At 71.8% G+C, this 26,865-nt stretch carries 20 protein-coding genes and 1 pseudogene; 14 read left to right on the top strand and 7 right to left on the bottom strand.

Translation table 11 applies throughout. The annotated features are described in order from the left end of the window. Positions 1-73 precede the first annotated feature (73 nt). Entirely contained in the window at positions 74-1,309 is a 1,236-nt protein-coding gene (locus AB0N16_RS19935) for an MFS transporter (protein WP_365798364.1), read from the bottom strand. Between the two features lie 936 nt (positions 1,310-2,245). On the opposite strand from AB0N16_RS19935, the gene fusA reads away from it, so the two are divergent. The 6 genes from fusA (at position 2,246) to AB0N16_RS19905 (ending at position 11,568) form a co-directional block, all read left to right on the top strand. Continuing rightward, positions 2,246-4,312 carry an elongation factor G gene (gene fusA / locus AB0N16_RS19930; protein ID WP_365798362.1) on the top strand — a complete coding sequence of 689 codons (2,067 nt, stop codon included), beginning with the start codon at positions 2,246-2,248 and terminating at the stop codon, positions 4,310-4,312. A 674-nt stretch (positions 4,313-4,986) separates the two neighbouring features. Next, entirely contained in the window at positions 4,987-6,303 is a 1,317-nt protein-coding gene (locus AB0N16_RS19925) for a sugar ABC transporter substrate-binding protein (protein ID WP_365798360.1), read from the top strand. A gap of 5 nt (positions 6,304-6,308) precedes the next feature. After that, positions 6,309-7,301 carry a sugar ABC transporter permease gene (locus AB0N16_RS19920; protein ID WP_365798358.1) on the top strand — a complete coding sequence of 331 codons (993 nt, stop codon included), beginning with the start codon at positions 6,309-6,311 and terminating at the stop codon, positions 7,299-7,301. Beyond that, positions 7,294-8,154, top strand: coding sequence for a carbohydrate ABC transporter permease (locus tag AB0N16_RS19915; protein ID WP_365798356.1), 861 nt, complete (start codon positions 7,294-7,296; stop codon positions 8,152-8,154). The genes AB0N16_RS19920 and AB0N16_RS19915 overlap by 8 nt, the downstream gene beginning before the upstream one ends. Positions 8,155-8,192: 38 nt before the next feature. Continuing rightward, positions 8,193-9,551, top strand: a complete 1,359-nt coding sequence (locus AB0N16_RS19910) for a GH1 family beta-glucosidase (RefSeq protein ID WP_365798354.1) — start codon at positions 8,193-8,195, stop codon at positions 9,549-9,551. A gap of 142 nt (positions 9,552-9,693) precedes the next feature. Beyond that, on the top strand, positions 9,694-11,568 hold the full coding sequence (locus AB0N16_RS19905) for a discoidin domain-containing protein (protein WP_365798352.1): 1,875 nt from the start codon (positions 9,694-9,696) through the stop codon (positions 11,566-11,568). A 527-nt stretch (positions 11,569-12,095) separates the two neighbouring features. Here AB0N16_RS19905 and AB0N16_RS19900 read toward each other — a convergent pair. Then, entirely contained in the window at positions 12,096-13,016 is a 921-nt protein-coding gene (locus tag AB0N16_RS19900) for a CDP-alcohol phosphatidyltransferase family protein (protein ID WP_365798350.1), read from the bottom strand. 122 nt (positions 13,017-13,138) lie between these two features. Here AB0N16_RS19900 and AB0N16_RS19895 point away from each other — a divergent pair, with 122 nt between their 5' ends. The 5 genes and pseudogenes from AB0N16_RS19895 to AB0N16_RS19875 all read left to right on the top strand — a co-directional run. Further along, positions 13,139-14,122: a dehydrogenase gene (locus AB0N16_RS19895; protein WP_365798348.1), complete on the top strand. Its 984-nt coding sequence runs from the start codon at positions 13,139-13,141 to the stop codon at positions 14,120-14,122. A gap of 150 nt (positions 14,123-14,272) precedes the next feature. Continuing rightward, positions 14,273-14,671: a 6-carboxytetrahydropterin synthase gene (locus tag AB0N16_RS19890; RefSeq protein ID WP_351699293.1), complete on the top strand. Its 399-nt coding sequence runs from the start codon at positions 14,273-14,275 to the stop codon at positions 14,669-14,671. Further along, positions 14,668-15,879 carry a glycosyltransferase family 4 protein gene (locus AB0N16_RS19885; protein ID WP_365798346.1) on the top strand — a complete coding sequence of 404 codons (1,212 nt, stop codon included), beginning with the start codon at positions 14,668-14,670 and terminating at the stop codon, positions 15,877-15,879. Before AB0N16_RS19890 ends, AB0N16_RS19885 begins: the two co-directional genes overlap by 4 nt. Positions 15,880-15,971: 92 nt before the next feature. After that, entirely contained in the window at positions 15,972-16,919 is a 948-nt protein-coding gene (locus AB0N16_RS19880; protein ID WP_365798344.1) for a class I SAM-dependent methyltransferase, read from the top strand. Then, positions 16,916-17,797, top strand: a pseudogene (locus AB0N16_RS19875) (lysylphosphatidylglycerol synthase transmembrane domain-containing protein); the annotation flags it as partial. The gene AB0N16_RS19880 and the pseudogene AB0N16_RS19875, both read left to right, overlap by 4 nt. 98 nt (positions 17,798-17,895) lie before the next feature. On the opposite strand, the gene AB0N16_RS19870 reads toward AB0N16_RS19875, so the two are convergent. Further along, positions 17,896-18,654 carry a creatininase family protein gene (locus tag AB0N16_RS19870; protein WP_365798582.1) on the bottom strand — a complete coding sequence of 253 codons (759 nt, stop codon included), beginning with the start codon at positions 18,652-18,654 and terminating at the stop codon, positions 17,896-17,898. A gap of 39 nt (positions 18,655-18,693) precedes the next feature. On the opposite strand from AB0N16_RS19870, the gene ribA reads away from it, so the two are divergent. Together ribA and AB0N16_RS19860 are read left to right on the top strand one after the other, a co-directional pair. Continuing rightward, complete coding sequence (ribA, locus tag AB0N16_RS19865) at positions 18,694-19,353, top strand: GTP cyclohydrolase II (protein WP_351730600.1); 660 nt, start codon at positions 18,694-18,696, stop codon at positions 19,351-19,353. 55 nt (positions 19,354-19,408) lie between these two features. After that, a complete protein-coding gene (locus AB0N16_RS19860; RefSeq protein ID WP_365798342.1) occupies positions 19,409-20,554 on the top strand; it encodes an FAD-binding oxidoreductase in 1,146 nt (381 codons plus the stop codon). A 48-nt stretch (positions 20,555-20,602) separates the two neighbouring features. On the opposite strand, the gene AB0N16_RS19855 is transcribed toward AB0N16_RS19860, so the two are convergent. Beyond that, positions 20,603-21,826, bottom strand: coding sequence for a serine hydrolase domain-containing protein (locus AB0N16_RS19855; RefSeq protein WP_365798340.1), 1,224 nt, complete (start codon positions 21,824-21,826; stop codon positions 20,603-20,605). A gap of 331 nt (positions 21,827-22,157) precedes the next feature. Between AB0N16_RS19855 and AB0N16_RS19850 the strand changes: the two genes are divergently transcribed. After that, a complete protein-coding gene (locus AB0N16_RS19850; RefSeq protein WP_365798338.1) occupies positions 22,158-22,583 on the top strand; it encodes a PPOX class F420-dependent oxidoreductase in 426 nt (141 codons plus the stop codon). Positions 22,584-22,667: 84 nt separating this feature from the next. Here the strand turns inward: AB0N16_RS19850 and AB0N16_RS19845 are convergent, their stop codons facing one another. The 3 genes from AB0N16_RS19845 to AB0N16_RS19835 all read right to left on the bottom strand — a co-directional run bounded on the left by AB0N16_RS19845 (position 22,668) and on the right by AB0N16_RS19835 (position 26,781). Further along, a complete protein-coding gene (locus AB0N16_RS19845) occupies positions 22,668-23,882 on the bottom strand; it encodes a glycosyltransferase (RefSeq protein ID WP_365798336.1) in 1,215 nt (404 codons plus the stop codon). A 75-nt stretch (positions 23,883-23,957) separates the two neighbouring features. After that, the gene (locus tag AB0N16_RS19840) at positions 23,958-25,280 is read right to left on the bottom strand and encodes a nucleotide sugar dehydrogenase (protein WP_365798334.1); all 1,323 of its coding nucleotides are present in this window, start codon (positions 25,278-25,280) and stop codon (positions 23,958-23,960) included. A gap of 79 nt (positions 25,281-25,359) precedes the next feature. Further along, positions 25,360-26,781 carry a glycosyltransferase gene (locus AB0N16_RS19835; RefSeq protein ID WP_365798332.1) on the bottom strand — a complete coding sequence of 474 codons (1,422 nt, stop codon included), beginning with the start codon at positions 26,779-26,781 and terminating at the stop codon, positions 25,360-25,362. Positions 26,782-26,865: the final 84 nt, after the last annotated feature.

The raw sequence follows: 26,865 nt of genomic DNA, 5'->3' as shown, positions 1-26,865 counted from the left end.
TCCCCGGACAGCGGGCGAAAGACCCGCGCGTGCACCGTCGTTCGGCCCGGCCGCTCTCCGGCCGGACGGTCGCTCAGGCCGAGGTCTCGGTCACCGTGTGCTCGCCGCGCCGGACGGTGACGAGGCCCGCCCACGCGATGGCGACCAGCGGAATGACACCCGAGATGATCACCTGGCCCTGGCTGGAGACCAGGCTGTTCGGGGTGCCCAGCAGAAAGCCGAGGCCGATGCAGCTGCGGGACAGCGCCTGGAAGCAGGCCCAGGCGCTGCCGTGCACCTCGGCCGGTACCCGCGAGTGCACCGCGTTGCGCAGGCCGACGTTGCAGGCGCCGTTGCCGAAGCCCGCGATCAGGAACAGCGGGAAGATCACCGCGGCGACCGGGATCAGACCGGTGAGGAGGAGGCCCAGGCCCATGCCCGTGATGCCGCCGAGGATCAGCAGGGTGTGCCGGTCCGCCCAGCGCACGCGGCCCGCGAGCAGGGCCCCGGGGACGGACCCCAGGGCCCAGGTCGCCAGGAAGAGACCGAAGACGGTGTCGTTGCCGTCGACGACGTCCCGGAGATAGAAGACGCCCGCGACGTTCTCGATGCTGATGGCCAGTATCGATGCCGCCAGCGCCGGCATCAGCGTGCCCACCACCGGGGCGTCGCGCAGCGCCCGGTAGCCGTCCGCGAGTCTCGTGGCGGGGCGGCGGCCGATCGCCACGTCGACGCTCCTCGGCACCGCCAGCATGGTGCAGCCCGCGAGCACGAGGAAGGACACGGCGTCCACCGCGAGCAGCACGCCGGTGCCCCACTGGGAGTTGAGGAAGCCGGCCAGCGGAGGCCCGATCAGCCCCGCCACGGAGAGGCCGGCCGTCAGCAGGCTGTTCGCCCGGCCCGTGTGCCGTTCACCGGCGACGGCGGGCAGCATCTTGAACCCGGCGGCCACCGAGGCCACTCCGGCCAGGGCCGACAGGGCGATCAGCACGACCCTCACATGGAACCCGCCGGCGACGGTGGCCGCACCGAGGGACAGCGACTGGGCCAGCAGCGCCCACAGACACACCGCGCGCGCACTGAACCGGTCCACCACGGAGCCGATCAGCGGTGCCGCGAGCACCGTGGGGATGAGTTCGGCGAGCATCACCTCGGTCACCCCGAAGCGGATGTCCCGGTCCGCCGCGTGCAGCACCAGCCCCAGTGAGGCGAGGGTGTCGCCGACACGGGAGAAAAGCGTTCCCGCGATGAGCACCTGCGCGGCGACCGGCATCGCGGTACCCCGGCGCAGCGCGGCGAACGGCGCTCTCCGCGTCTTTTGCGTGTCCAATCCAGTCCTGTCCGTCCACTTGCTGTGCTCATTCAGTCTGCTCGCCGATCAGATTAGGCTTACTCGCAGAGTGGTGGAGCGTTCACCGGCCACCTGGACGGGCCGCTTTCCGGCCTTTGTACGCCCTCTCGGAATCCGGGCGCGATCCTGATTTCTCAGCCATGCGCGGTGCTTCACCGAAAATCCACACATGTTCCACACCGGCTCCGGCCGGGCCGCGGCGGATCGGCGTGTTCCGGGTGTCACCCGCGACGATGTGCATCCGGGGCGTTCCGGACGTCCATTCCAGGGTCGGCCGGGCAGGCGAAGGGGATGAACGTCCTGATGTCCCGCTGGGCGCCGTAAAGCGTGGTTTTCGGCCAATCGCTGGAGTTGCGGCGGTCTCTTCCGGTGAACCTGCTCCGCCGACGTTCACCGCCCCGGAAAGCGCCTTCCGGGACAGCGGAGTTATCGATGCCGGTCAGGTGAATGTCCGGAAAATGTCGGGACTGCGAGCCGCCCCATTCCCCGGGGGGTGGCGAAAAGGGAACGAACCGGTATCTCCGGGAAGCGCAAGTCCCCTGGTCGGAAAACCGGGTGCCGTGTCCCGCGCCCCCTGCCTACACTCGCTCGGTATCACGCACCGTAGCCGCGGAAGGCGGTCGCGGTGCTTTGCCGTGACGAGTTCGGACGATTGAGGGGAGAGGGCCATGCGCGACCGCGCGACTGCCGTCTCTTCCCGTTCCCGGTACGAGGTGATCCTCGTGTCCCCGTCCCCCCGGTGCCCGCTGCGCGGCCGGCGCCGGACTCCGTGACGCCCGACCGGCCTCTTCAACTCCTGGCATATGCCAAGACATTGACGCTACGTCAGTCGTAGGCCGGTGAACTTCGCCGCACGGAAATTGCGCCGCCCATTCCGGGCCCCGTCCGGGAACCGCATTCGAAAGGCAACGGGCCATGCGCACCGAACTCCACCCGAACTCCGTCAATCCCCTTGCGGCCGTTCGTAACCTGGGCATCCTCGCCCACGTCGACGCCGGAAAGACCACCGTCACCGAACGCATCCTCTTCGCCACCGGCACCATCCACAGACGCGGTGAGGTCCACGACGGCACCACCGTCACCGATTTCGACCCCCAGGAACGCGACCGCGGCATCACCATCTTCGCCGCGGCCGTCAGCTGCGCCTGGGCCGGCCACCGCGTCAACCTCATCGACACCCCGGGCCATGTCGACTTCGCCGACGAGGTCGAACGCTCCCTGCGGGTCCTCGACGGCGCGATCGCCGTGTTCGACGCGGTGGCCGGCGTGGAGCCGCAGAGCGAGTCGGTGTGGCGGCAGGCCGACCGGCACGGCGTGCCTCGGATCGCCTTCGTCAACAAGCTGGACCGCGCGGGCGCCACGCTCGACACAGCCGTCGAGTCGATCCGCGCCCGGCTGCACCCGGCCCCCCTCGTCGTCCAGCTGCCCGTCGGCGCGGAGGACGGCTTCACCGGCGTCGTCGACCTCGTACGCATGCGTGCGCTGCTCTGGCCGGACGACAGCGGTACGGCCGTGACGGGACCGGTCCCCGAAGCGCTGCGCGCGGAGGCGGAGCGCCGGCGGCACGCCCTGGAGGAGGCGGTGGCCGCGCTGCACCCGGCCGCGCTGGAGGAGTTCTGCGCGCCGGCCGGCCGGCTGTCCGACGGCATGCTGGCCACCGCCCTGCGCGACCTCACCCTGACCGGTGAGGGCGTCGTCGTCCTGTGCGGCTCCGCCTACCGCAACCGGGGCATCGAACCACTGCTGGACGCGGTCGTGGCCTATCTGCCCGCACCGGTCGACGTCCCCGCCGCGCGCGGCACCCACGAGGGCGCCGAGCGCCGGCGGGCCGCCGACCCCGAAGGGCCTTTCGCGGCGCTCGTGTTCAAGGTGACCGCGACGCCCACCGGACGCCTCACCCATGTCCGCGTCTACTCGGGCACGATCGAGAAAGGAGACACCGTGTGGAACCCCGCGACCCGCCGCACCGAACGCGTCGCCCGCATCCTGCGCGTCATGGCCGGCCGGCACGAGCCCCTCGACCGGGCGGTGGCCGGTGACATCGTCGCCGTCGTCGGACCGAAGTCGGCCCGTCCCGGCGCCACGCTGTGCACTCCGGACGCCCCACTGCTCCTGGAGCCGCCCGTCGCCCCGGAACCGGTGGTGTCCGTCGCCGTCGAGGCCCGCCGCCGTACCGACACCGGCCGGCTGGCCCAGGCGCTGGCCCGGCTGGCCGAGGAGGACCCCTCGCTGGTGGTGCGCACCGACGCGGAGACCGGGCAGACCGTGCTGTCCGGGATGGGCGAACTGCACCTGGAGGTCGCCGTGGAGAAGATCCGCGGGGACGGCGGCCCCGAGGTCGCGGTGGGCCGGCCGCGGGTCGCCCTCAGGGAGGCCGTGGTGCGCGGGGTGACCGGCTTCGTGCACCGGCACGTCCATCAGACCGGCGGTGCCGGGCAGTTCGCGCACGTCGTGCTGGACGTCGAACCGCTGGGGCACGAGGCGGGCTTCGAGTTCCGGTCGGCGGTCGCAGGCGGCCGGGTGCCCCAGGAGTACGTCCGCGCGGTCGAGGCCGGCTGCCGGGACGCGCTCACCGAGGGTCCCCTCGGCGGCCACCCGGTCACCGGAGTGCGGGTGACCCTCACCGACGGCTCGACGCATGTGAAGGACTCCTCCGACACCGCGTTCCGTACGGCGGGCAGGCTCGGTCTCCGGGAGGCCCTGCGCGGGTGCGCCATGGTCCTGCTGGAGCCGGTCGCCGAGGTCACGGTCACCGCGCCCGAGGACGCGGTCGGCGGGGTACTGGGCGACCTGGCCGCCCGGCGCGGCCGGGTCACCGGCTCCGCGGCCCGGGGCGGGTCGGCGGTGCTGACCGCCACCGTGCCGCTGGCCGAACTCTTCGGCTACGCGAGCCGCCTCCGCGGCCGCACCCAGGGCCGGGGCACCTTCACCACCCGCCCGACCGGCTACGCCCCGGTACCGCCCACGGCAACCGCCCGCTGACACCGGAAGGGGGCCCGGGGAGACACCGGAAAGGGGCCCGGGGACCACCTCCCCGGGCCCCGTCGCCATGGCCGACGACCCGCGTCCGCCGTGCCCGGTGGCCCGCGTCCGCCGTGCCCAGTGGCCCGCCCCCGCCGTGCGCGGTGGCCCGCCCCCGCGGTTCGCGGTGGCCCGCCCCCCACGGTTCGCGGTGGCCCGCCCCCCACGGTTCGCGGTGGCGCGCCCCTGCCGTGCCCGATCGCCGCATCCCCCGCCGTAAGCCACGGCCCGCCCGCCCTGCCGTATCCCCCGCCGCACCGCGCCCCCCGCCCCCCGCCGCACCGCGTCCCCGCCGCACCGCGTCCCCCCGCCGCACCGCGTCCCTCCGTCGAAACACAACCGTTGTGGAACGCCCCGCCGGCCCTCTCTGCCCAGGTCACGTGTCTTCGGCGCAGGTCACGACGCCTGGCGTGGGCGTACCACCGGCTCGGAACCCGGCGTTCCCGGCCCGCCTGCGCGGATACCCGTGCCGGATCCCTTGACGAGTCACTGTTCGGGGGGTTAACTCACGTCCTAAATTAAGCCATGAGGGGCTTCGGAAGCCGAACGGTGGTCTAGGCCTTCGCAATCGCGGGCGCCGGCCTTCGCGAAGCCCTCTCGGGGTTCTCGACTCCCGGAAAGGCACAGCAGGAGCCATGCGCAGCATCCGAGCCGCGGCCGTAGGCGCCGTCACCATGTCTCTCGCCCTCGCGGCCACGGCCTGCGGTGGCGGTTCGTCCACCGGGGGCGGGTCCAACGACTCCCCGAAGACGCTCACATACTGGGCCTCCAACCAGGGTGCCAGCATCGAGATCGACAAGAAGGTACTCCAGCCGGAACTCGACAAGTTCCAGAAGCAGACCGGCATCAAGGTCAAGCTGGAGGTCGTGCCCTGGTCGGACCTGCTCAACCGGATCCTGACCGCGACCACTTCCGGCCAGGGCCCCGACGTGCTGAACATCGGCAACACCTGGAGCGCCTCGCTCCAGGCCACCGGTGCGCTGCTGCCCTGGGACGCCAAGAACTTCGACAAGATCGGCGGCAAGGACCGCTTCGTCGACTCCGCGCTCGGCTCCACGGGCGCCGAGGGCAAGGACCCGGCGGCCGTACCGCTGTACTCGATGGCCTACGCCCTCTACTACAACAAGAAGATCTTCGCCGACGCGGGGATCGCCAAGCCGCCGGTCACCTGGGACGAGCTGATCGCCGACGGCAAGAAGATATCCGCCAAGGGCAAGTCGGTGCTCGGCGCCGAGGGCGGCAACGTGTCGGAGAACATCCACCACACCTTCGTCTTCGCCAAGCAGCACGGCGCCGACTTCTTCACCGCCGACCGCAAGCCCAACTTCACCGACGACAAGGTCGTCGCCGCGGTGAAGCAGTACGTCGACCTCATGGCCAAGGACAAGGCCATCCCGACCAGCGACGCCGAGTACGCGCAGAACCAGTCGGTGAGCGACTTCGCCAAGGGCAAGCTGGCGATGCTGCTGTGGCAGTCGGCGTCCTCCAACCTCAAGTCGCAGGGCATGAGCGACAGCGACTACGGCATCGCCCCCGTGCCCGTGCAGTCCGGCACCCCCGGCACCGGCGCCCAGGTCAACTCGATGGTCGCCGGCATCAACCTGGCGGTCTTCAAGAACACCAAGAACCTCGACGGCGCGACGAAGTTCGTGAAGTTCATGACCAGCGACGACGAGCAGAAGATCCTCAACACCGCTTACACCTCCATCCCGCCGGTCAAGGCGGCCCAGGAGGACCCGGCCTTCAACACCCCGGCCAACTCGGTCCTGAAGAACACGCTCGCCACCAGCGCCGCGGCGCTGCCCCAGGTGGCCGCCGAGTCGCAGTTCGAGACGACCGTCGGTACGGCCGTGAAGAACCTGTTCGCCGCCGCGGCCGCCGGCCACGCCGTCACCACCGACTCCGTGAAGGCCGAGCTGGAGAAGGCCCAGCAGCAGATGCCGGCGGCCTGAGCACCATGACGACCACCACCACCGCCGTGCACGAGCCGGTGCGTGCGAACTCCCCCGGGGCGGCGGGCGGCTCGGGCCGCCGCCCCGGGCGGATCCGCCGGATCGGACTGCCCTACCTGCTGCTCCTGCCCGCCCTGCTGCTCGAACTCCTCGTCCATCTGATACCGATGGTCATCGGCGTCGTGATGAGCTTCAAGGAGCTGACCCAGTTCTACATCCGCGACTGGGGCACCGCCCCCTGGTCCGGGTTCGACAACTACCGGACGTCGATCGAGTTCAACGCCCCGGTCGGCAAGGCCCTGTTGCACTCCTTCCTCGTCACCGTCGGCTTCACCCTGCTCTCGGTCGGCCTGTGCTGGCTGATCGGCACCGCGGCCGCGGTGTTCATGCAGGACACCTTCCGCGGCCGGGGCCTGTTGCGGACCCTGTTCCTGGTGCCGTACGCGCTGCCGGTCTACGCGGCCGTCATCACCTGGGTGTTCATGTTCCAGCACGACAACGGCCTGGTGAACCACGTCCTGCACGACCAGCTGCACCTCACCGACAAGCCGTCCTTCTGGCTGATCGGCGACAACAGCTTCTACGCCCTGCTGACCGTGTCGGTGTGGAAGGGCTGGCCGTTCGCTTTCCTGATCGTGATGGCCGGACTCCAGAACATCCCGAGGGAGCTGTACGAGGCGGCCGCCCTGGACGGCGCCGGCATGGTGCAGCAGATCCGCCGGATCACGCTGCCCTCGCTGCGCCCGGTCAACCAGGTGCTGATCCTGGTCCTGTTCCTGTGGACGTTCAACGACTTCAACACGCCGTACGTCCTGTTCGGCAAGGCCGCTCCGGAGGCCGCCGACCTCATCTCGGTCCACATCTACCAGGCCTCCTTCGTCACCTGGAACTTCGGCACCGGCTCGGCGATGTCCGTGCTCCTGCTGCTCTTCCTGCTGGTCGTGACCGGCGTCTACCTCGCGCTCACCTCACGCGGACGGAGGACCGCCGATGTCTAGCCCCAGTTCGCCGATGGCCCCGCCGCGCTCCTTCCTCTGGGCCCGGGCGATCTTCCTCACGCTGCTCACCGGGTTCGTGCTGATCCCCGTGTACGTGATGATCTCCAGCTCGCTGAAGCCGCTCGCGGACGTCACCGGCAAGTTCCGGTGGCTGCCCAGCGGGCTGACCATCCGCCCGTACATCGACATCTGGTCGACGGTCCCGCTCGCGCGGTACTTCGTGAACTCGCTGATCGTGGCGGTCGCGGCGACCGTCTGCTCGGTCGTGGTCGCGGTGTTCGCCGCCTACGCGGTCAGCCGCTACGAGTTCCGCGGCAAGCGGATCTTCACGGTCACCGTGCTGTCCACGCAGATGTTCCCGGGCATCCTCTTCCTGCTCCCGCTGTTCCTGATGTACGTCAACATCGGCAACGCCACCGGCATCGCGCTGTTCGGCTCCCGCGGCGGCCTGATCCTCACCTACCTGACGTTCTCGCTGCCGTTCTCGATCTGGATGCTGATCGGGTACCTCGACTCGGTGCCCAGGGACCTGGACGAGGCGGCGCTGGTGGACGGCTGTGGGCCGCTCGGCGCGCTGTTCCGGGTGGTCGTGCCGGCCGCGATCCCGGGGATCGTCGCGGTCGCCGTCTACGCCTTCATGACCGCCTGGGGCGAGGTGCTCTTCGCGTCGGTCATGACCAACGACACCACCCGCACCCTCGCCGTCGGCCTGCAGGGCTACTCCACGCAGTACGACGTCTACTGGAACCAGATCATGGCCGCCTCGCTCGTGGTGAGCGTCCCCGTCGTGGCCGGCTTCCTGCTGCTCCAGCGCTACCTCGTCGCCGGGCTGACGGCGGGCGCCGTCAAGTGAACCCCTTTAGTTCCGAAGCTTGTCGCGAAAGGAATTACGTGACCATCGACCTCGCCGCACTCCCGCACGACTTCCTGTGGGGCACGGCAACCGCGGCGTACCAGATCGAGGGAGCCGTCGCCGAGGACGGCCGCTCACCCTCCATCTGGGACACCTTCTCGCACACGCCGGGGAAGATCGCGGGCGACGACAACGGCGACATCGCCTGCGACCACTACCACCGCTGGCGCGAGGACATCGCCCTGATGGGCCGGCTCGGCACCAACGCCTACCGGTTGTCGATCGCCTGGCCGCGGGTGCGGCCCGGCGGCGACGGCCCGGTCAACGCCAAGGGCCTCGACTTCTACGACGAATTGATCGACGCCCTGCTGGCGGCGGGGATCACGCCGTCGGTCACCCTCTACCACTGGGACCTGCCGCAGGCCCTGCAGGACCGGGGCGGCTGGCCCGAGCGGGCGACCGCCGAGCACTTCGCCGCCTACGCCTCCGTGGTCGCCGAACGCCTCGGTGACCGGGTCCGGCACTGGACCACCCTCAACGAGCCCTCCTGCTCGGCCTGGATCGGCCACCTGGAGGGCACCATGGCCCCGGGCCTGACCGACCTCACGGCCGCCGTCCGCGCCTCCTACCACCTGCTCCTCGGCCACGGTCTGGCCGCCCAGGCGATCCGCGCCGCCGCGCCGGGCGCCGAGGTCGGCATCGTGAACAACCTCTCCACGGTGTTCGCCGCCTCGGACCGTCCCGAGGACCAGGCCGCCGTCCGCCGCCACGACGGGCACGTCAACCGCTGGTGGCTCGACCCGGTGCACGGCCGCGGCTTCCCGGCCGACATGGTCGAGACGTACGGCGTCGAACTCCCCGAGCGCCCCGGCGACCTGGAGACCATCGCCACCCCGCTCGACTGGCTGGGCCTGAACTACTACTTCCCGGCGTACATCGAGAACGACCCCGACGGGCCTGCCCCCTACGCCCGTTCGGTGCGCCGCCCCGACGTGCCGCGGACCGGCATGGACTGGGAGATCGACGCGAGCGGCATCGAGACGCTGCTGCTGCGCCTCACCGAGGAGTACGGCGCCCGCAAGCTCTACGTCACCGAGAACGGCTCGGCCTACCCGGACGTGGTCCGTCCCGACGGCACGATCGACGACCCCGAGCGCCAGGAGTACCTGGCCGGCCACCTCGCCGCCTGTGCCTCGGCGGCCCGCAAGGGCGCCCCGCTGGCCGGGTACTTCGCCTGGTCGCTGCTGGACAACTTCGAGTGGGCGTACGGCTACGAGAAGCGGTTCGGCCTGGTCCACGTCGACTACCGCACCCAGGTCCGCACCATCAAGGGCAGCGGCCACCGGTACGCGGACATCATCCGCGACCACCGGGGATCGGCCCGCCGGGCGGCCTGACCGGAACCGCGGTGGGCGCGGACCAGGGGAGTTCCGCGCCCACCGCACCGCACTCTCACACGCATGCACGACGGTCCGTGGACACCGCACTCTGATCTGTCATGAACACAACAGGTGCACCATCGACACTCGGGAGACCCGCATGCCAACCCGCATCCCCCGCACCCTCCTGGCCGCCCTCGCGACAGCCGCCCTGCTGGCCTCGGGCCCGGTTCTGGCCGTACCGGCGTCCGCCGCCGCTGCCGCCGTGACCTGGGACACCGATCGGGCGAACACCGCCTACACGGCGAACCCGAACGCCGTCACCGCCTCCGGCAGCGAGAACGGCGGCACCAGCCCCGGCCTGGCCTTCGACGGCAACGGCGCGACCCGCTGGTCCAGCAACTTCGCGGACGACGCCTGGATCCGGATCGACCTCGGCACCACCATCCGCATCGACCGCGTGGTTCTCGACTGGGAGGCCGCCTACGGCAAGAGGTACGTCCTGGAGGCCTCGAAGAACGGCACGGACTGGACGCCGTTCTACACCGAGACCGCGGGCACCGGTGGCTCCGTCACCGCGAGCACCTACCCGCAGGAGGTCACCGGCCGCTACGTCCGGATGCGCGGCCTCGAACGCGCCACCCCCTACGGCTACTCGCTCTGGAACTTCAAGGTCTACGGCGGCGAACCGGCCCCGGCGTCGACCATCCGGAGCAACCTCGCCCTGAACCACCCGGCGTACTCCAACTACTACCAGCACGCGGGCAATTCACCGGCGTTCGCCACCGACGGCGGCTGGCCGGCCGACCTGAAGGGCGACTACACCCGCTGGTCGAGCGACTGGAACGCCGACCGCTGGATCTCGGTCGACCTGGGCGCCACCTCCACGATCTCCTCCGTGGACCTGTACTGGGAGTCCGCGTTCGCGGTCGACTACCTGCTCCAGGTCTCCGACGACAACGTCAACTGGCGCACGGTGTACGAACCTTCGGCCGCGGCCATCGCCGCCCGCCGCGCGAACGTCGCCGCCCCCGGGGACGCGGCGGGCCTGCACGACACCGTCACCCTGCCCTCCCCGGCGACCGGCCGCTACGTCCGGATGCTCGGCAAGGAGCGCCGCAGCTTCTACAACCCGGCCCCCTACACCGCCCAGTTCGGCTACTCCCTCTATGAGTTCCAGGTCTGGGGCACCGGCGGCAGCGCGTCGGCGGCCTACCCAGCCCTCCCGGGCGACCAGTCGGGCACCTACCAGACCACGTTCTTCGACGACTTCACCGGCGCCGCACTCGACCGCTCCAAGTGGCGGGTCGTCCGCACCGGCACCGAGATGGGCCCGGTCAACGGCGAGTCCCAGGCGTACGTCGACTCGACGAACAATATCCAGACGCAGAACGGCGAGTTGCTCCTGAAGGCGAAGTACTGCAAGGGCTGCACCCAGGCGGGCGGCGGCACCTACGACTTCACGTCCGGCCGCATCGACACCAACACCCACTTCGACTTCACGTACGGCAAGGTCAGCGCCCGCATGAAACTCCCGGTCGGCGACGGTTACTGGCCCGCCTTCTGGCTGCTGGGCAGCAACGTCGACAACCCGTCGGTCTCCTGGCCCGCCTCCGGCGAGACCGACATCATGGAGAACATCGGCTACCCGACGTGGACCAGCACCGCGCTGCACGGCCCCGGCTACTCGGCCGACGGCAACATCGGCGCCCGCCAGACCTTCCCCAACGGCGGCACCGTCGACCAGTGGCACACCTACGCGGTCGAGTGGACGCCGACGGCGATGCGCTTCTACGTCGACGCGACCCTGGTCCAGGAGACGACCCGCAACAAGGTGGAGTCCACGCGCGGCCAGTGGGTCTACGACCACAACCAGTACGTCATCCTCAACCTCGCCCTCGGCGGCGCCTACCCGGCCGGCTGGAACCAGGTGACGAGCCCCTACTGGGGCCTGCCCCAGTCCAGCGTGGACAAGATCGCGGCCGGGGGAGTGCAGGCGGAGGTGGACTGGGTGCGGGTGGAGCAGAAGAAGTAGCCGGGGCACAGGCCCCCTCGGGCCCGGCCCCCTCGGGCCCGGCCCCCTCGGGCCCGGCCCCCTCGGGCCCGGCCCCCTCGGGCCCGGCCCCCTCGGGCCCGGCCCTCTGGGCGCTGCTCTGTGTCGCCGGTGCGGTCGAGGCCGTGGCGTCGTCCCCCGCCGTCTCCAAGGCGACGACGACCGCGTCGGCCGACTCCAACGACTCCACCGCGCGCGGCCTCGGCATCGCGGGCCTGATCGTCGGCGCGCTGGGCCTGGCGGCGGCACGTTCGCCTTCGTGCGGGCGCGGGGGCACGGTCGTAGGTGCCAACGGCCGTAGGCCCGCACGCGTAGGCGTCAACGGCCGTAGGCCCACACGCGTAGGCCCATACATGTTGGCCCACGCGCGTAGGCCAACGCCCGTAGGTCAACAGCGGTAGGCCAACGAACCTTGACGCCACGCCTGTTGGCCCACGCTCGTAGGCACACAGAAACAGCAAGGGCCCGGACCATCCCCCGGTCCGGGCCCCGCGCCGTGCTCGGTCAGTTCACCGAACCGCCAGTTCCAGCATCTCCCTCTCCTCCGCGCGCACCTCGACCCGCGCCTCCACACGCACCGTCAGCCGCATCTCGGCCGCACGGGCCTCCATGCGCTCCTCCTCCACGACCGCGGCCCCCGTCGGCGTCGCCTCGCGCCCCATCACCGCTACCGCCCCCGTCGGCGCCGTCTCCCGCTCCGTCACCGTCGCCTCCGCCTCCCGCGAGTTCCGCCACAGCCACACCACATCGCGCCCGAACGACCACAGCAGGGAGCCGAGGGCCAGGAGCGCCACGCCCAGGTTGGCCAGGTACGGGAGCAGGTCGGCGCCCGCGAGGAGCAGGCAGATGCCCTGGATCGCGGCGACGGTCTTGCGGGCCATCGACGGCGGCAGCGGGGCGTTCAGCCAGGGCGCGACCTTCGCCGCCGCGACGAACGCGTAGCGCATCGCGCCGATCAGCAGCACCCACGGGCCCAGCTGCGTCGAGACATACACGCTCAGCACCAGGATCAGGAATGCGTCGACCTCCATGTCGAAGCGCGCGCCGAGGGCCGTGGAGGTACCCGTGTGGCGGGCCACCTTGCCGTCGACGCCGTCGAGGATGAGGGCGACGGCGGTCAGGCCGACCAGGAGGGTGACCGGCGGGGAGCTCTCGAAGGAGTCGGCGACCAGGGCCGTCACACCGCCGACCAGGATCGCGCGGCCGAGGGTGACCCGGTTCGCCGGGCCGAAGGTGCGCGGCCGGGTGCGGTGCAGGGCCCGGGAGAGCACCGCCCAGGTGGCGACGGCGAACGCGAGCCCCGTCAGCCATCCGGCCGGACCCATGCCGATCGCCGACCCGAGCAGGACCAGCAACAGGATCTGTACGCCCGCTCCCACAGCGGTCTCCTGCTGGACCAGCCTGGCTTCGTAAGTGTTGTTCAGGGCCACCGCACGTTCCTCCGGCCGAGTGACAGAGTCGATCAACGCCGCGTACTGTGCGCGGACTGTGCACTTCTCGCTGTGCACATCTCGGTACGTGAACAACTTCCCGATCGTTCAGGAGGATGCCGATGAACTCCTCGGCCCGCGCGTTCTGGCTCCGCTCTCCGGGCCACGGAGAGCTGCGTGACGTCACCCTCGCGGAGCCCGGCGAGGGCGAGGTGCTGGTGCGCGCGCTGTACTCGGGAGTCAGCAGGGGCACCGAGACACTGGTGTTCAGGGGCGGGGTGCCGGAGAGCCAACACGCGGTGATGCGGGCGCCGTTCCAGGAGGGCGAGTTCCCCGGGCCGGTGAAGTACGGCTACCTCAGCGTCGGCGTCGTGGAGGCGGGCCCTGCTGAGCTGATCGGGCGTACGGTGTTCTGCCTGTATCCGCATCAGACGCGTTACGTCGTTCCGGTGACCGCGGTGACGGTGGTACCGGAGCGGGTACCACCGGCGCGTGCGGTGCTCGCGGGCACCGTGGAGACCGCCGTGAACGCCCTCTGGGACGCCGCGCCCCTGGTCGGCGACCGGATCGCGGTGATCGGCGGCGGCATGGTCGGCTGCTCGGTCACCGCCCTCCTCGCCCGCTTCCCCGGCGTACGGCTCCAGCTGGTCGACGCCGACCCGGCCCGGGCGAAGACCGCCGAGGCGCTGGGGGTGGACTTCGCGACGCCCGAGGACGCCCTCGACGGCTGCGACCTGGTCGTCCACGCCAGCGCCACCGAACAGGGCCTCACCCGCGCCCTGGAGCTCCTCGCCCCCGAGGGCACGGTCCTCGAACTGAGCTGGTACGGCGACCGGCGCATCGCCCTGCCGCTCGGCGAGGCCTTCCACTCCCGCCGCCTCACCGTGCGCAGCAGCCAGGTCGGCACCGTCTCCCCGGCCGCCCGGGCCGGCCGTACCTACGCCGACCGGCTCGCCCTGGCCCTCGACCTGCTCGCCGATCCCGCGCTGGACGCCCTCATCACCGGGGAAAGCGCGTTCGAAGAGCTGCCGGAGGTGCTCCCGAAACTCGCCTCCGGGCAGATCCCGGCGCTCTGCCACCGGGTCCGCTACGGCGATATCGGCTGACGGAACGTCCAATGCGGGCGGCCAAGAGGTCCTGACCTGAGAAAAGAGTGAGAGTGGACTGAACACGGGGAAGCCGAGAGCCGTATTAAGGGCATCCCCCGGCAGGGATCAGCCGGGGGACCAGACGCGCCGCACCTGGAGGGTCGTCCGTTGTTCAGCATCACCGTCCGCGATCACATCATGATCGCCCACAGTTTCCGCGGCGACGTGTTCGGGCCCGCGCAGCGCCTGCATGGCGCCACGTTCCTCGTGGACGCCACCTTCCGCCGTGAGCAGCTCGACGACGACAACATCGTCGTCGACATCGGTCTTGCCACCCAGGAACTCGGCGCCGTGGTCAGCGAGCTGAACTACCGAAACCTGGACAACGAGCCGGACTTCGCCGGGATCAACACCTCCACGGAGTTCCTGGCCAAGGTCATCGCCGACCGGCTCGCCGAGCGGATCGAGAAGGGCGCCCTGGGCGAGGGCGCCCGCGGCCTCGCGGGCCTGACCGTCACCCTGCACGAGTCGCATGTCGCCTGGGCGAGTTACGAGCGTGCCCTGTGACCGACGTGAGCATCGGCCGGGCACCGGCCCTCACCTACGTGCCCGCGCAGCGCGCGGCGACCACCGACCCGGCCGGCGAGAACGCCCCCGCGAACATCGGGATCCTCCCCATGTCCCTGCGTATCGTGCACTTCGTCATGCCGGGCGGTGTCGACGACCTGGCCACCCCGAGCGGCGGCAACGCCTACGACCGGCGGGTCTGCCTGGACCTGCCCGGTTTCGGCTGGCAGGTCACCAGGCACCCGGTGGCCGGCTCCTGGCCGCGCCCCGACGCGGCCGCCCGGGACACCCTCGCCCGCACCCTGCGGGAGCTGCCCGACGGCGCGGTCGTCCTGCTTGACGGCCTGGTGGCGTGCGGGGTCCCCGAGATCGTCGTACCGGAGGCCGAACGGCTGCGGCTCGCCGTCCTGGTGCACCTCCCGCTCGGCGACGAGACCGGGCTGGAGCCGGCCGTGGCCGCCGACCTGGACGCCCGGGAGCGCATGGTGCTGCGCGCCGTGCCTGCCGTGGTGGCGACCAGCGACTGGGCGGTACGACGGCTGGTCTCGCACCACGGCCTGGCACCCGAACGGGTGCACGTCGCCGCCCCGGGTGCCGACATCGCCCCGCTGGCCGGTGGCACCGACGGGGTCTCGCACCTGCTGTGCGTCGCCACCGTCAGCCCGCGCAAGGGCCAGCACCGGCTGGTCGAGGCGCTCGCCGTGGTCCGGGACCTGCCGTGGACCTGCACCTGCGTCGGCGGCCTCGGCCAGGACCCCGAGTACGTCGCCCATCTGCGGTCGCTGATCGCCCGGCACGGCCTGACGGACCGGCTGCACCTCGCCGGCCCCCGCTCGGGAGCCGACCTCGACGCCAGTTACGCCGCCGCCGACCTGATGGTCCTCACCTCGTACGCCGAGACCTACGGCATGGCGGTCACCGAGGCCCTCGCCCGGGGCATCCCGGTGCTCGCCACCGACGTCGGCGGATTGCCGGAGGCGGTGGGTAGGGCTCCTGACGGCGGGGTACCCGGCATCCTCGTGCCGCCGGAGGACCCCGCCGCGCTCGCCGCCGAACTGCGCGGCTGGTTCGGCGAGGCGGACGTACGCCGTCGTCTGAAGGCCGCCGCGCGCGGCCGGCGGGCGGCGCTCGACGGCTGGGCGACCACCGCCCGCAGCCTGGCCGGGGTTCTGCTGAGGCTCCCCGACGAACCCCGGAGGGCGGCATGACCAGCGAGACGACGACCACTACTCCGGTCGGCGCGATCCCCGCGCAGCCCGGACCCAGGGATGTTACGGATGCAGGGGTGGGACGAGAGCCGATGGATGCCGCAGCCTCCGGGGAGCCCGGACAGTCCGAGGTGATAGCCGGGGCCGGTCCCGTCGTACGCCTCGGCGAGCGGGCCACCGTACGCCTGCGCGAGAGTGCGCCGGAGGAGCCGCCGCGGTACGCCCCCGAGTGGCTGGAGCTGCGGGAGAGCGCGGACGCGGCCGCCCGGGCGCACGATCTGCTGGATCCGCTGCGGATCCGGCTGGCCAACCTGCCCGGCCGGGCAGGCGGGGTCGTCGTGCACGACCTGGGCTGCGGCACCGGCTCCATGGGCCGCTGGCTGGCGCCCCGCCTGGACGGCGCCCAGCACTGGATCCTGCACGACCGCGACCCCTACCTCCTGCACTTCGCCGCCGTCGCCTCGCCCCGCGTGGCCGCCGACGGCAGCCGGGTCACGGTGGAGACCCGCCGCGGTGACGTCGCCCGGCTCACCCCCGACGCGCTGACAGGCGCCTCGCTGGTGACCGCGTCCGCGCTCCTTGACGTCCTCACCAGGGAGGAGGTCGACACCCTCGCGGAGGCCTGCGCCGGGGCCGGCTGCCCCGCCCTGCTCACCCTGTCGGTCGCCGGACGGGTCGAGTTCGGCACCCCCCATCCGCTGGACGCGGAGCTGACCGAGGCCTTCAACGCCCACCAGCGGCGCGGCGGGATGCTCGGCCCGGACGCGGTCACCGCCGCCTGCGAGGCGTTCGCCGACCGGGGCGCCACCGTCAAGGTGCACCCCAGCCCCTGGCGGCTCGGCCCCGACGAGCAGGCGCTCACCGAGCAGTGGCTGCGCGGCTGGGTCGGCGCGGCCGTCGAGGAGCGCCCCGAACTCGCCGAGCGCGCCCAGGCCTACCTGGCCGAGCGGCTCGCCGCCTGCGCGGCCGGCGAACTGCGGGTCGTCGTGCACCACAGCGACCTGCTGGCGCTCGCCCGGCCGACCGGAGGCACCTCATGACCACCCCCACCCTGGTCCGTGAGACCGCCCCCGTCACCCCGGTGACCATGCCCCGGCGCCTCACTTTCCGCGCTGTACGCACCCACCTGGGCACCGTTGCCGGAGTCGCCATCATCGCCGTGCTGCTGTGGCGGCTCGGCACCGGCGTCTTCCTCGACGGACTGCGCCGCATCGACACCCCGACGCTGGTCGCCGGCCTGGTGATCGGCGCGGTCACGACCGTACTGAGCGCCTGGCGCTGGCAGTTGGTGGCCCGCAGCCTCGGCCTGCGGCTGCCGCTCGGGCCCGCCGTCGGCGACTACTACCGTGCGCTGTTCCTCAACGCGGCCCTGCCCGGCGGGGTCCTCGGCGATGTGCACCGGGCGGTCAGGCACGGGCAGAGCGAGGGCGACGTCGGGCGCGGGGTGCGCGCGGTCGTCCTGGAACGGACCGCGGGGCAGATCGCGTTGACGGTGTTCGGCGCGGGCGCGCTGCTGATCCTGCCCTCGCCGGTCCGCGACCAGGCGCGCAGCTTCGCCCCGTTGGCCGCGGCCGGCCTGGCGGGCGCCTGCGCGGTCGTGATCGCGGTCCGCATGAACAGGGCCCCGGGCAAGCGCGGCGGCGCCCTGCGCGCGACGCTCGCCGAGGCCCGCCAGGCGCTGCTGTCACGGCGGAACGGGCCGGGCGTCGCGCTGTCCTCGGCGGTCGTCCTCGCCGGGCACGTCGGGATGTTCGTGGTGGCCGCCCGGGTCGCCGGCTCCGCCGCCTCCGTGGCCGCGCTGACGCCGATCGCGGTCCTCGCCCTGGTCGCCATGGGCCTGCCGCTGAACGTCGGCGGCTGGGGCCCCCGGGAAGGCGTCACCGCCTGGGCGTTCGCCGCGGCGGGCCTCGGCGCGGACACCGGGCTCGCCACGGCCGTCGTCTACGGCGTGCTCAGCTTCGTGGCGGCCCTGCCGGGGCTGGTGGTCCTGGTCTTCCGCTGGTACGCGGGGATGCGCTACGCCCGCCCCGCGGTGAGCAGTTCGAAAACCGCGCCGAAGGAGTCGGCCAGGCTCGCCAGGAGTTCCTTCCCCTTTTCCGCCGACCCCAGGGAGGGACGGCCGATGACGCCCGACTCGGTATAGGCGGACATTCCCACGGTGAGGAGATGACGGCGGTCGTCAGCGGTGAAATCGGCGGACTCGTGACCAGGGCGGACCAATTCGGGATGAGCGTGCAGCAGAATCGAGGTCTCGATTTCTCCCGCGTGCATGTCGGTGAGCGCCGAGGTCTCCACCCCGGCCCGTCCGAGCGCTGTCTCCCAGTCCTCCGCGGCCGGGTACAGCGCCATCCGCTCGCCCCGTGCGGACGCCTCCTGGACGACATTGCCCAGCACGTAGTTGCCGCCGTGGCCGTTGACCACGACCAGTGCCTCGACACCCGAGCGGTGCAACGATTCTGCGATGTCCCTGACCATCGCGTGCAGGGTCACCGAGGAGATGCTGACGGTCCCCGGCCAGGCCGCGTGCTCGTGCGAGCAGGAGACGGTCACCGGCGGAAGGAGGTGCACCGGGAACGCGGCGGCGATCTCCCGGGCGACGGCACAGGCGACGAGCGTGTCCGTCGCCAGCGGAAGGAAGGGGCCGTGCTGTTCGAAGCTCCCCACGGGAAGGACGGCGACCTGAGTTGAAACGCCCGCCCCCCTGGTCCGTACCTCTTCCGTGGTGTCCGCCGGCAACAAGCCGTATGCCGCCGTACGCGCGCCCGAACCATTCATCTTTTTCACGGCCTTTCGTCTCCTCTTAGGAATCAGATCATGACAGAGAACATCGGCGTACTCGGCAAGAAGTCCCCACGGCGTTCGGGCGTGGAACGCGTCGTCAATGCACCGCTGCCCACCGTCTACGGGAAATTCCAGGCGATCGGCTACCTGGACCACGAGCGCGGTGACGAGCAAGTGGCTTTGGTCTACGGGGACATCGACAGCGACCGGGTGCTGACCCGGCTGCACTCGGAGTGCCTGACCGGCGACGCGTTCGGCTCCCAGCACTGCGAGTGCGGCGACCAGCTGGCCGCCGCCCTGCGCGCGGTCGTGGCCGAGGGCAGCGGCATCGTCGTCTACCTGCGGGGACACGAGGGCCGCGGCATCGGGCTGCTCGCCAAGCTGCGCGCGATGGCACTCCAGGCGGAGGGTCTCGACACGGTCGAGGCCAACCTCGCGCTCGGGCTGCCCGTCGACGCCCGCGACTACGGCGTCGCCGCCGGCATCCTGCGTGACCTCGGGGTGAGTTCGGTCCGCCTGATGTCCAACAACCCGCGCAAACGGGAGTCCCTGGTACGCCACGGCATCGAGGTCGCCGAGACGGTCCCGCTGCTGATCGAGCCGTGCGAGAACAACATCACGTATCTGCGGACCAAGCGCGAGCGCCTCGACCACGTGCTGCCCCACCTCGACGCGGTGGCGCACTGGTCCTGAGGTACCGGGTGGCCTCCCGGGGAAGGAACAGGAGAGACCGACAGGAGGCGCACGCGTGAATCTTCGAGCCCAGGTCGTGATCATCGGCGGCGGGGTGATGGGCACCAGCATCGCCTACCACCTGGCGAACGCGGGCGTCCGTGACGTCGTCCTCGTCGAACGGGACGAACTCGCCGCCGGATCCACCTCGAAGGCCGCCGGCGGGGTGCGCGCCCAGTTCTCCGACGAGCTCAACATCCAGCTGGGCGCGCGCAGCTTAGAGGCCTTCGCCCGCTTCGGGCAGGAGGTCGGGTACGACATCGGGCTGCGCCGCGTCGGCTACCTCTTCCTCCTGTCCACCCCCGAGGAGGTCGCCTCCTTCGAGGCAGGCGTCCGGCTCCAGAACCACCTCGGCGTGCCCAGCCGGATGCTCACCCCGAAAGAGGCGGCCCGGCTCTCCCCGCTGATCGCCACCGACGGACTGGTGGCCGCCGCCTACTCCCCGGACGACGGACACTGCACCCCCGAGTCCGTCGTGCACGGCTACGCGGCCGCCGCCCGCGCCCACGGCGCCCGGATACTGCGTCACACCGAGGTCACCGGCATCGAACAGGACGGCGCCCTCATCACCGCCGTGCACACCACCCTCGGCCGGATCGCCACCGACACGGTGGTCTGCGCGGCCGGGGCCTGGTCGAGGGCGGTCGGCGCGATGGCCGGCGTCGACTTGCCGGTGCAGCCGCTGCGCCGCCAGATCGCGGTCACCGAACCGGTCCCGGGGCTGCCGCCGACGCTTCCCATGACCATCGACTTCAGCACCAGCCTGTACTTCCACGCCGAAGGCCCGGGACTGCTGCTCGGCATGTCCGACCCGGACGAGCGGCCGGGCTTCGCCACCGACCCGCACGACCGCTGGATCCCGCGCCTGTGCGCGGCGATGGAGCGGCGCGCGCCCGCCCTGCTCGACCTGCGCCGCACCGGCGGCTGGGCCGGCCTGTACGAGAACACCCCGGACCACAACGCCCTGATCGGCGAGGCGACCTCGGTCTCCCGGTTCCTGTACGCCACCGGGTTCTCCGGCCACGGCTTCCTCCAGGGCCCGGCCGTCGGCGAGGTGATCCGCGACCTCTACCTGGGCCGCGCCCCCTTCCTCGACGTCCGTCCGCTCGGCGCCGGCCGGTTCGCGGCCGACGCTTCCCGCCCGGAGACCAACCTGGTCTGACCGGACGCCCCTTGATCCGGGATCGTCCTGGGGCCCGTCCGACAGGCCCTAGTCCTGGATCGTCTCGTGGACCAGCCGGCGCAGCTCCGGGAGGATCTTCAGGGTCTTGGGGCGCACCTGGGTGTGGAACTGCACGGTCAGGTCGTGGGTGGGGTCGACCCAGAAGGCGGTGGTGGCCGCACCGGTCCAGCCGTAGCTGCCGAGGCTGCTCGGCGAGAGGGTGCGGGCGGGGTCGATCACCACCGAGACGCCCAGGCCGAAGCCGAGGCCGTCGTTGCCGGGCTCCCGATGGGGTGGGGCGCCGAAGGCCCGCAGGTCGGTGCCGCCGGGCAGGTGGTTGCCGGAGAGCAGGCCGACCGAGGCGGGGGAGAGCAGCCGGACGCCGTCCAGCTCGCCGCCCCGGCGCAGCATCTCCATGAAGCGGTGGTAGTCGTACGCCGTCGCCGCGAGGCCGCCGCTGCCCGACAGGAGACGGGGGCGGCCGCGCAGCGGCAGCCCGGGGATCGCCTCGATGCCGCCGTCCTCCGTCTCGCCGTACAACTCCGAGAGCCTGTCGGCCTGTTCGGGCACGATGTGCAGGCCCGCGTCCGGCATGCCGAGCGGGCGGAAGATCCGGTCCGCGAAGAACTCGTCGAGCCGCTGCCCGGAGACCACCTCGATGACGCGGCTGAGCACGTTGAAGCCGACGGAGTAGTTCCACTGCGTGCCCGGTTCGAACTGGAGGGGCATCCGCGCGTACACCTCCATCGTCTCGGCGAGGTCCGCGCCCGCCGGCACCGAGAACTCCAGGCCGGCCTCGCGGTAGCGGGCGTCCACCGGGTGCGAGTGGTAGAACGCGAAGGTCAGTCCGGCGGTGTGGGTGAGCAGATGCCGGATCAGGATCGGCCCGTCGGCCGGCCGGGTCACCATGTCCGCTCCCGAACCGCTCACGTACACGCGGGGATCGGCGAACTCGGGCAGCAGGCGGCCGACCGGGTCGTCCAGGGAGAGCAGGCCCTCCTCCACCAGCAGCAGGATCGCCACCGCGGTGACCGGCTTGGTCATCGAATACACCCGCCAGATGGTGTCCGGCTCGACCGGCAGTCCGGCCGCCCGGTCGCGGTGGCCCTGCGTGGTGAGGTGGGCGATCCGGCCGCCGCGCGCCACGGCCACCAGGTAGCCGGGCAGGCGCCCTTCGTCGACGTAGTGGGCGAAGTGCTGGTCGAGGCGGTCCAGCGCCTTCACGTCCAGCCCGACCTCACTGGGGTCGACTTCCTGTCGCAGCTGTGCCATCGCTCTCCTCCGGTCGTGTCGTCCCGCTGCGCGGTCCGACCTCGGACCTCATCGTCGCGCAGGAACAGGGGAACGGTCCCGCTCATCCGCGTGTGGTGTGACGGACGCTATAGAAGGGGCGCCGGGTAAGGGACACAGGGCCGCCACGCCGAGCGCGGCCAGGAACGCCAGGACGAGAAGCGGTTTTGCGACTCCGGACACCGGCAGGGCGCCCACGTGTACATGCCCCCGTCTTCCCGTGTGCACTCGGGGTACACCCGGCCGGGCGGGCGGTCTTCCCGCCGACCGGTTCGGCGGGAATGCGGGGTGGCCCGGGCGGGGTTCTCCCCACATGACCCAGGACGCTCTTCTGAAGCTGCTCGCCGAAGGCCACAACGGGGTGCTGGTCACCCTCAAGAGCGACGGCCGCCCCCAGCTGTCCAATGTCAATCACGCGTACTACCCGGACGAGCGGACCGTCCGTGTCTCGATCACGGACGACCGCGCCAAGACCCGCAACCTGCGCCGTGACCCGCGTGCCTCCTACCACGTCACCAGCCCCGACCGCTGGGCGTACACGGTCGCCGAGGGCACCGCCGAGCTCTCGCCGGTCGCCCAGGACCCCTACGACGAGACCGTCGAGGAACTCGTCCGCCTCTACCGTGACGTCCAGGGCGAGCACCCCGACTGGGACGACTACCGTGCCGCGATGGTCCGTGACCGCCGGCTGGTGCTGCGGCTGCGGGTGGAGCGGGCGTACGGCATTCCGCGGGCCTGACGGCAGGGACCGAGGGCCTGGCCCAGGACCTGTGATCGAGGGGGATCGCCCGATGGCTGCGCGCGGGGGCGGATGCCTGGCTGTTCAGCCGACCCGTCCAGGACGGGGTCTCGGGCCGGGTGACGGGCTTCCGGCTGCCGGGCGGAGGCGGGGTCGCTTTGCGCGAGCCGTGCCACCCGCGCGCCCAGCACCGGCCTCCTCCCGTACCCAGGCCTCCAGCGTGTACGTGAACTCGGCCGCCTTGTCCGGCCAGTTGAAGTGCGTCACGGCCGCCTCGCGGCCCCGCTGGGCCGTGGTGTGACGCAGTATCGCGTCGGCGCTCAGCCGCCGTATCGCCGCCGCAGCCGCGCGCGGATCCTCGTAGGGGACGACGAGACCGCAGCCGTGCCGCTCGACCATGTCGGCCGCCAGCGGAGTGGGCGTGGTGATGACGGGGACGCCGTGCGCCATGTACTCGACGACCTTGGTGGGCCGCGAATGGCGGTAGTTGGGCTGGTCGTGCAGGAGGGAGAGGCCGGCCAGCGCGCCCGGGAGCAGCGCGAGGGCGCGGTCGTTGGGCAGGAAGCCGTGCCAGCGCAGCACGCCGTCCCGGTCGGCCGCCGCGAGCGCCTCCCGGACGTCCGGGTCGGCCGCGCCGGCCACCTCGATGCGCAGTCCCGGCCCCAGGTGCCGGGCGGTCTCGATCAGGTCCAGCGCGCCGCGGGCGCGGGACAGGTGACCGACGTAGACGACGCGTTCGCTGCCGGGAGGTTCGGGTGCCTGCACCGGTGCGGTCGTGAAGTTGGGCACCACCGGGTGGGTACGACGGAACCTTTCCTGGTAGGCGTCCTCGGCGAGCAGCAGCCGCAGATGGCGCTCCGCCAGCCGTTCGGCCGCCCGCACACCGAGCCGCAGCGGCGGCCGCAGCGCCCGGGGCACCCAGCGTTTCATGGCGAGGGCGGCGGCGGTGTCCTCGTGGACGTCCCACACGACCACCGGGGCCGCCTCGGACCGCCGCCAGCGGCGCAGGGTGCCGGGCAGCGCGAGGAGCAGTTCCGGGTCGTGGAGGAGGATCACGTCCGCCTCGTGGCCGCGGTCGGCGAGCAGCGCGCGGGCCGCGCTTACTGCCGCCCGGCGGTTGCGGCCCGCCGCCCGGGGCAGGTCGATGCCTTCGAGGTCGGCGCGGGGGCGCACCTCGCGGGCCGAGAACGGCGCCGCGTACACGACGTGGTGCCCCCGGTCCCGCAGCGCGGTGATCTGCCGGTGCAGTATGCGCGCGTCCTCGGGGTGGTGGACGACGGTGACGACGAGTATCCGCATCTGAGCGCCTTTCGACTCCGCCGCCCGGAGCCCTCGGACTCCAGGCGGCGGAAGGGGAGTTGCCACAGAGGTCGCCTACAGCACCTCGACACCGGGCCGGAAGATCCGCCCGCGGGTGTCGAAGAGCAGCCGGGCCGCGTCGCCGAGGGCCGGGAGGTCGTACGCGGAGTGGTCCTGGAGCAGGATCGTCAGATCGTGCGAGCGCACGGCGGCCATGACGTCGGTGACGCGCGGCACGGCCTCCCCGTCCACGAACCAGGCGGGCACGAACGGGTCGTGGAAGGCGATCTCCGCCTCCCGGTCCCGCAGCAGCCGCGCCACCGGAACCGCCGGCGACTCGCGCTGGTCGGCGACGTCCGGCTTGTAGGTGACGCCCAGGAGCAACACCCGGGAGCCGTGCAGGGCGCGGCCCTCGTGGTTGAGCAGATCCTGCGCGCGCCGGACGACGTACTCCGGCATGTGCGCGTTGATCTCCCGGGCCAGTTCCACGAACCGGAACTCGTAGCCGATCGAACGCACCTTGTACGACAGGTAGTTGGGGTCGATCGGGATGCAGTGCCCGCCCACCCCGGCGCTCGGCCGGAAGGGCTGGAAACCGAACGGCTTCGTGCCGGCGCAGCGGATCGCGTCCCATACGTCGACCCGCAACTCCTGGCACAGGATGGCCAGTTCGTTGACCAGGGCGATGTTGACGTGCCGGTAGGTGTTCTCCAGGAGCTTGGCCATCTCGGCTTCCCGGGTGCCCTTGGCCTGTACGACGGTGTCGACGAGCTTGCCGTAGAAGGCGGCCGCCCGGGCCGCGCACGCCGGGGTGCAGCCACCCACCACCTTCGGGGTCTCGCGCAGCCCGTGGGTGGCGTTGCCGGGGTCGATCCGCTCCGGTGAGAACGCCAGCGAGAAGTCGTTGCCCACCCGCAGCCCGGACTCCTCCAGGATCGGCTTCACCACCTCCTCGGTGGTGCCCGGATAGGTCGTGGATTCGAGGACGACGAGCCGTCCGCGGCCCAGCCTGCCCGCCACCGCCCGCGCCGCGGAGGTCACCGCGCTCAGATCGGGACCGCCGTCCTCGCTGAGCGGGGTCGGCACACAGATCACGATCGTCTGCGCACGGGCCAGACAGGCGTCGTCCGTGTACGCGGTGAAGCCGGCCTGCCGCATGCGGGCGACGTCGTCGTCGGAGACGTCGTCCACATGGGAGTGTCCGGCGTTGAGGCCCTCCACGACCCGTGGGTCGAGGTCGAGCCCCGCCACTCTCAGCCCGACCAGCGACGCCTCCCGCGCGAGCGGAAGCCCGACGTAGCCGAGCCCGATGACGGCCAGTTCGAAGCCGTCGGTCCGTTCTGCGTCCCCGAGCGATTCGCTCAATTCCCCGAGCGGTACGGCCTTTTCGACCTGCATAGGGATTCACTCCGCCCTCAACGGCAGACGCCGTATGGATCCGAAGGGCCCGGACGGTGCGATTCCGGGCGAGGGGGCCTCAGACACAACCAAGAGCGCGATACGCGTCTCGGGTCGTGGCAGCGACCCTTTTCCAGGTGCGGTCACGCGCTACCAGAGCGCGGGCGGACGCTCCCCATTCATCCCGCCGTTCTCGACTGTAAAGCAATACTTCGAGAGCTTCTGCCCAAGCATGCGGAGATTCAGGCGAGATCAGCTGCCCGCTGACTCCCGATTCGACCACTTCTCGCAGGGCGGTGAGATCACTGGCCACCACGGGCAGACCGCTCGCCATCGCCTCGACCGGCTTGAGCGGGGTGACCAGACGGCAGACCCGTTCATCGGTGCGCGGCACCGCGAAAACGTCCAGAACCGCGTGGTAGGAGCGCACTTGGTGGTGCGGGACACGGCCGGTGAACAGCGCGACGCCGGCGCCGAGACCCAGCCGGTCGGCCAGCGCCTCGAGTGCCCCGCGTTCGGGTCCGTCACCGACGATCAGCAGCCGCAGCGGAACCCCACGGCGGCGCAGTTCGGCACCCGCATGGAGCAATGTGCCGATTCCCTCGTGTGGAGTAAGGCTGCTCACGGTGCCCACCACGTAGTCGTCCGCCGCGATACCGAGCCGGGCACGCAGTTCCGCCCCGTCCGGCGGCGGGGCGAGGAAGGCGTCGTCCACCGCGTTGGGCACGATCAGGACCCGCTCCTCGGGCACCCCGCGGGACACGATCTCGGACTTCATCGCCGTGCCCAGCGTCAGCACCAGATCGGCCTGGCGCATGCAGTACGTCTCCAGGGCGCGCCGCGCCCGGTAGGTCGGGTCGTCCGGAGTACGGCCCGCCGCCTGGGTCAGCCAGGTCTCCTCCAGGAACCCGCGCACCTCGTACACCACCGGCAGTCCGTAGGTCTCCCGCAGGGCCAGCGCCACCCGCCCGTTGCCGTGGTCGGTGGCCGCGTGCAGCACGGCGGGCCGCAGCCGCTCCACCAGGCGCCCGGCCAGCTCGGCGTTGCGGGCCAGCACCGGGCCCTGCCCGTACGGCAGGTTCAGCGGCAGCAGCCGGTGCTGCGGCACCCCGTTCACGATCTGCAGCGGGCGTGCGTCCAGGACGCCCTGCGCCACCGGGAACCCGATGCGGGTCACCACGTGCGGATCGAGTCCGGCGGCCCGCTGGGCCTCGGTGAGGGCCTGGGTGCGCACGGTGTAGCCGGCGTGCCTGAACGGCAGCCCGTTGGTCACCATATGGAGCACCCGGCCGGGCTCGGGCCGTACCGGCCGCCCGGCCGGTGCCGCTACCCGGGCGGCGGAGGGCCTCGCGGTCGGCCCGGCCGTGCGGGCCCGGGCGGCGAGCCGCCGCTCGACCGGTGCGAGCCCGCGCCGCACCCGCCCCGGCAGCAGCCGTACACCGAGCAGCGCGGCCCGCGCGGGGTCGTTCCGCAACTCGCCCCATGCGACGGATGCGGCCAAGCTGAGTGCACGGGGGATCCGAAGAACACGGCGCGGCATGTGCGGGAACAGTAGTCGGGCCATGTCGCCAAGGTAGGCCGACAG

Source organism: Streptomyces sp. NPDC051105 (genome assembly GCF_040682795.1).
Lineage (GTDB): Bacteria > Actinomycetota > Actinomycetes > Streptomycetales > Streptomycetaceae > Streptomyces.
The sequence above is the reverse complement of the archived record's forward strand: the minus strand, read 5'-3'. Positions and strand labels throughout refer to the sequence as shown.

What these genes read in the sequence shown, in the direction of transcription:
- AB0N16_RS19850 (WP_365798338.1), top strand. Translation starts at nt 22,158, where the DNA reads ATGACCCAGGACGCTCTTCTGAAGCTGCTCGCCGAAGGCCACAACGGG.
- fusA (WP_365798362.1), top strand. Translation starts at nt 2,246, where the DNA reads ATGCGCACCGAACTCCACCCGAACTCCGTCAATCCCCTTGCGGCCGTT.
- AB0N16_RS19915 (WP_365798356.1), top strand. Translation starts at nt 7,294, where the DNA reads ATGTCTAGCCCCAGTTCGCCGATGGCCCCGCCGCGCTCCTTCCTCTGG.
- AB0N16_RS19895 (WP_365798348.1), top strand. Translation starts at nt 13,139, where the DNA reads ATGAACTCCTCGGCCCGCGCGTTCTGGCTCCGCTCTCCGGGCCACGGA.
- AB0N16_RS19925 (WP_365798360.1), top strand. Translation starts at nt 4,987, where the DNA reads ATGCGCAGCATCCGAGCCGCGGCCGTAGGCGCCGTCACCATGTCTCTC.
- AB0N16_RS19905 (WP_365798352.1), top strand. Translation starts at nt 9,694, where the DNA reads ATGCCAACCCGCATCCCCCGCACCCTCCTGGCCGCCCTCGCGACAGCC.
- AB0N16_RS19855 (WP_365798340.1), bottom strand. Translation starts at nt 21,826, where the DNA reads ATGGCACAGCTGCGACAGGAAGTCGACCCCAGTGAGGTCGGGCTGGAC.
- AB0N16_RS19920 (WP_365798358.1), top strand. Translation starts at nt 6,309, where the DNA reads ATGACGACCACCACCACCGCCGTGCACGAGCCGGTGCGTGCGAACTCC.
- AB0N16_RS19845 (WP_365798336.1), bottom strand. Translation starts at nt 23,882, where the DNA reads ATGCGGATACTCGTCGTCACCGTCGTCCACCACCCCGAGGACGCGCGC.
- ribA (WP_351730600.1), top strand. Translation starts at nt 18,694, where the DNA reads ATGACAGAGAACATCGGCGTACTCGGCAAGAAGTCCCCACGGCGTTCG.
- AB0N16_RS19870 (WP_365798582.1), bottom strand. Translation starts at nt 18,654, where the DNA reads ATGAATGGTTCGGGCGCGCGTACGGCGGCATACGGCTTGTTGCCGGCG.
- AB0N16_RS19880 (WP_365798344.1), top strand. Translation starts at nt 15,972, where the DNA reads ATGGATGCCGCAGCCTCCGGGGAGCCCGGACAGTCCGAGGTGATAGCC.
- AB0N16_RS19840 (WP_365798334.1), bottom strand. Translation starts at nt 25,280, where the DNA reads ATGCAGGTCGAAAAGGCCGTACCGCTCGGGGAATTGAGCGAATCGCTC.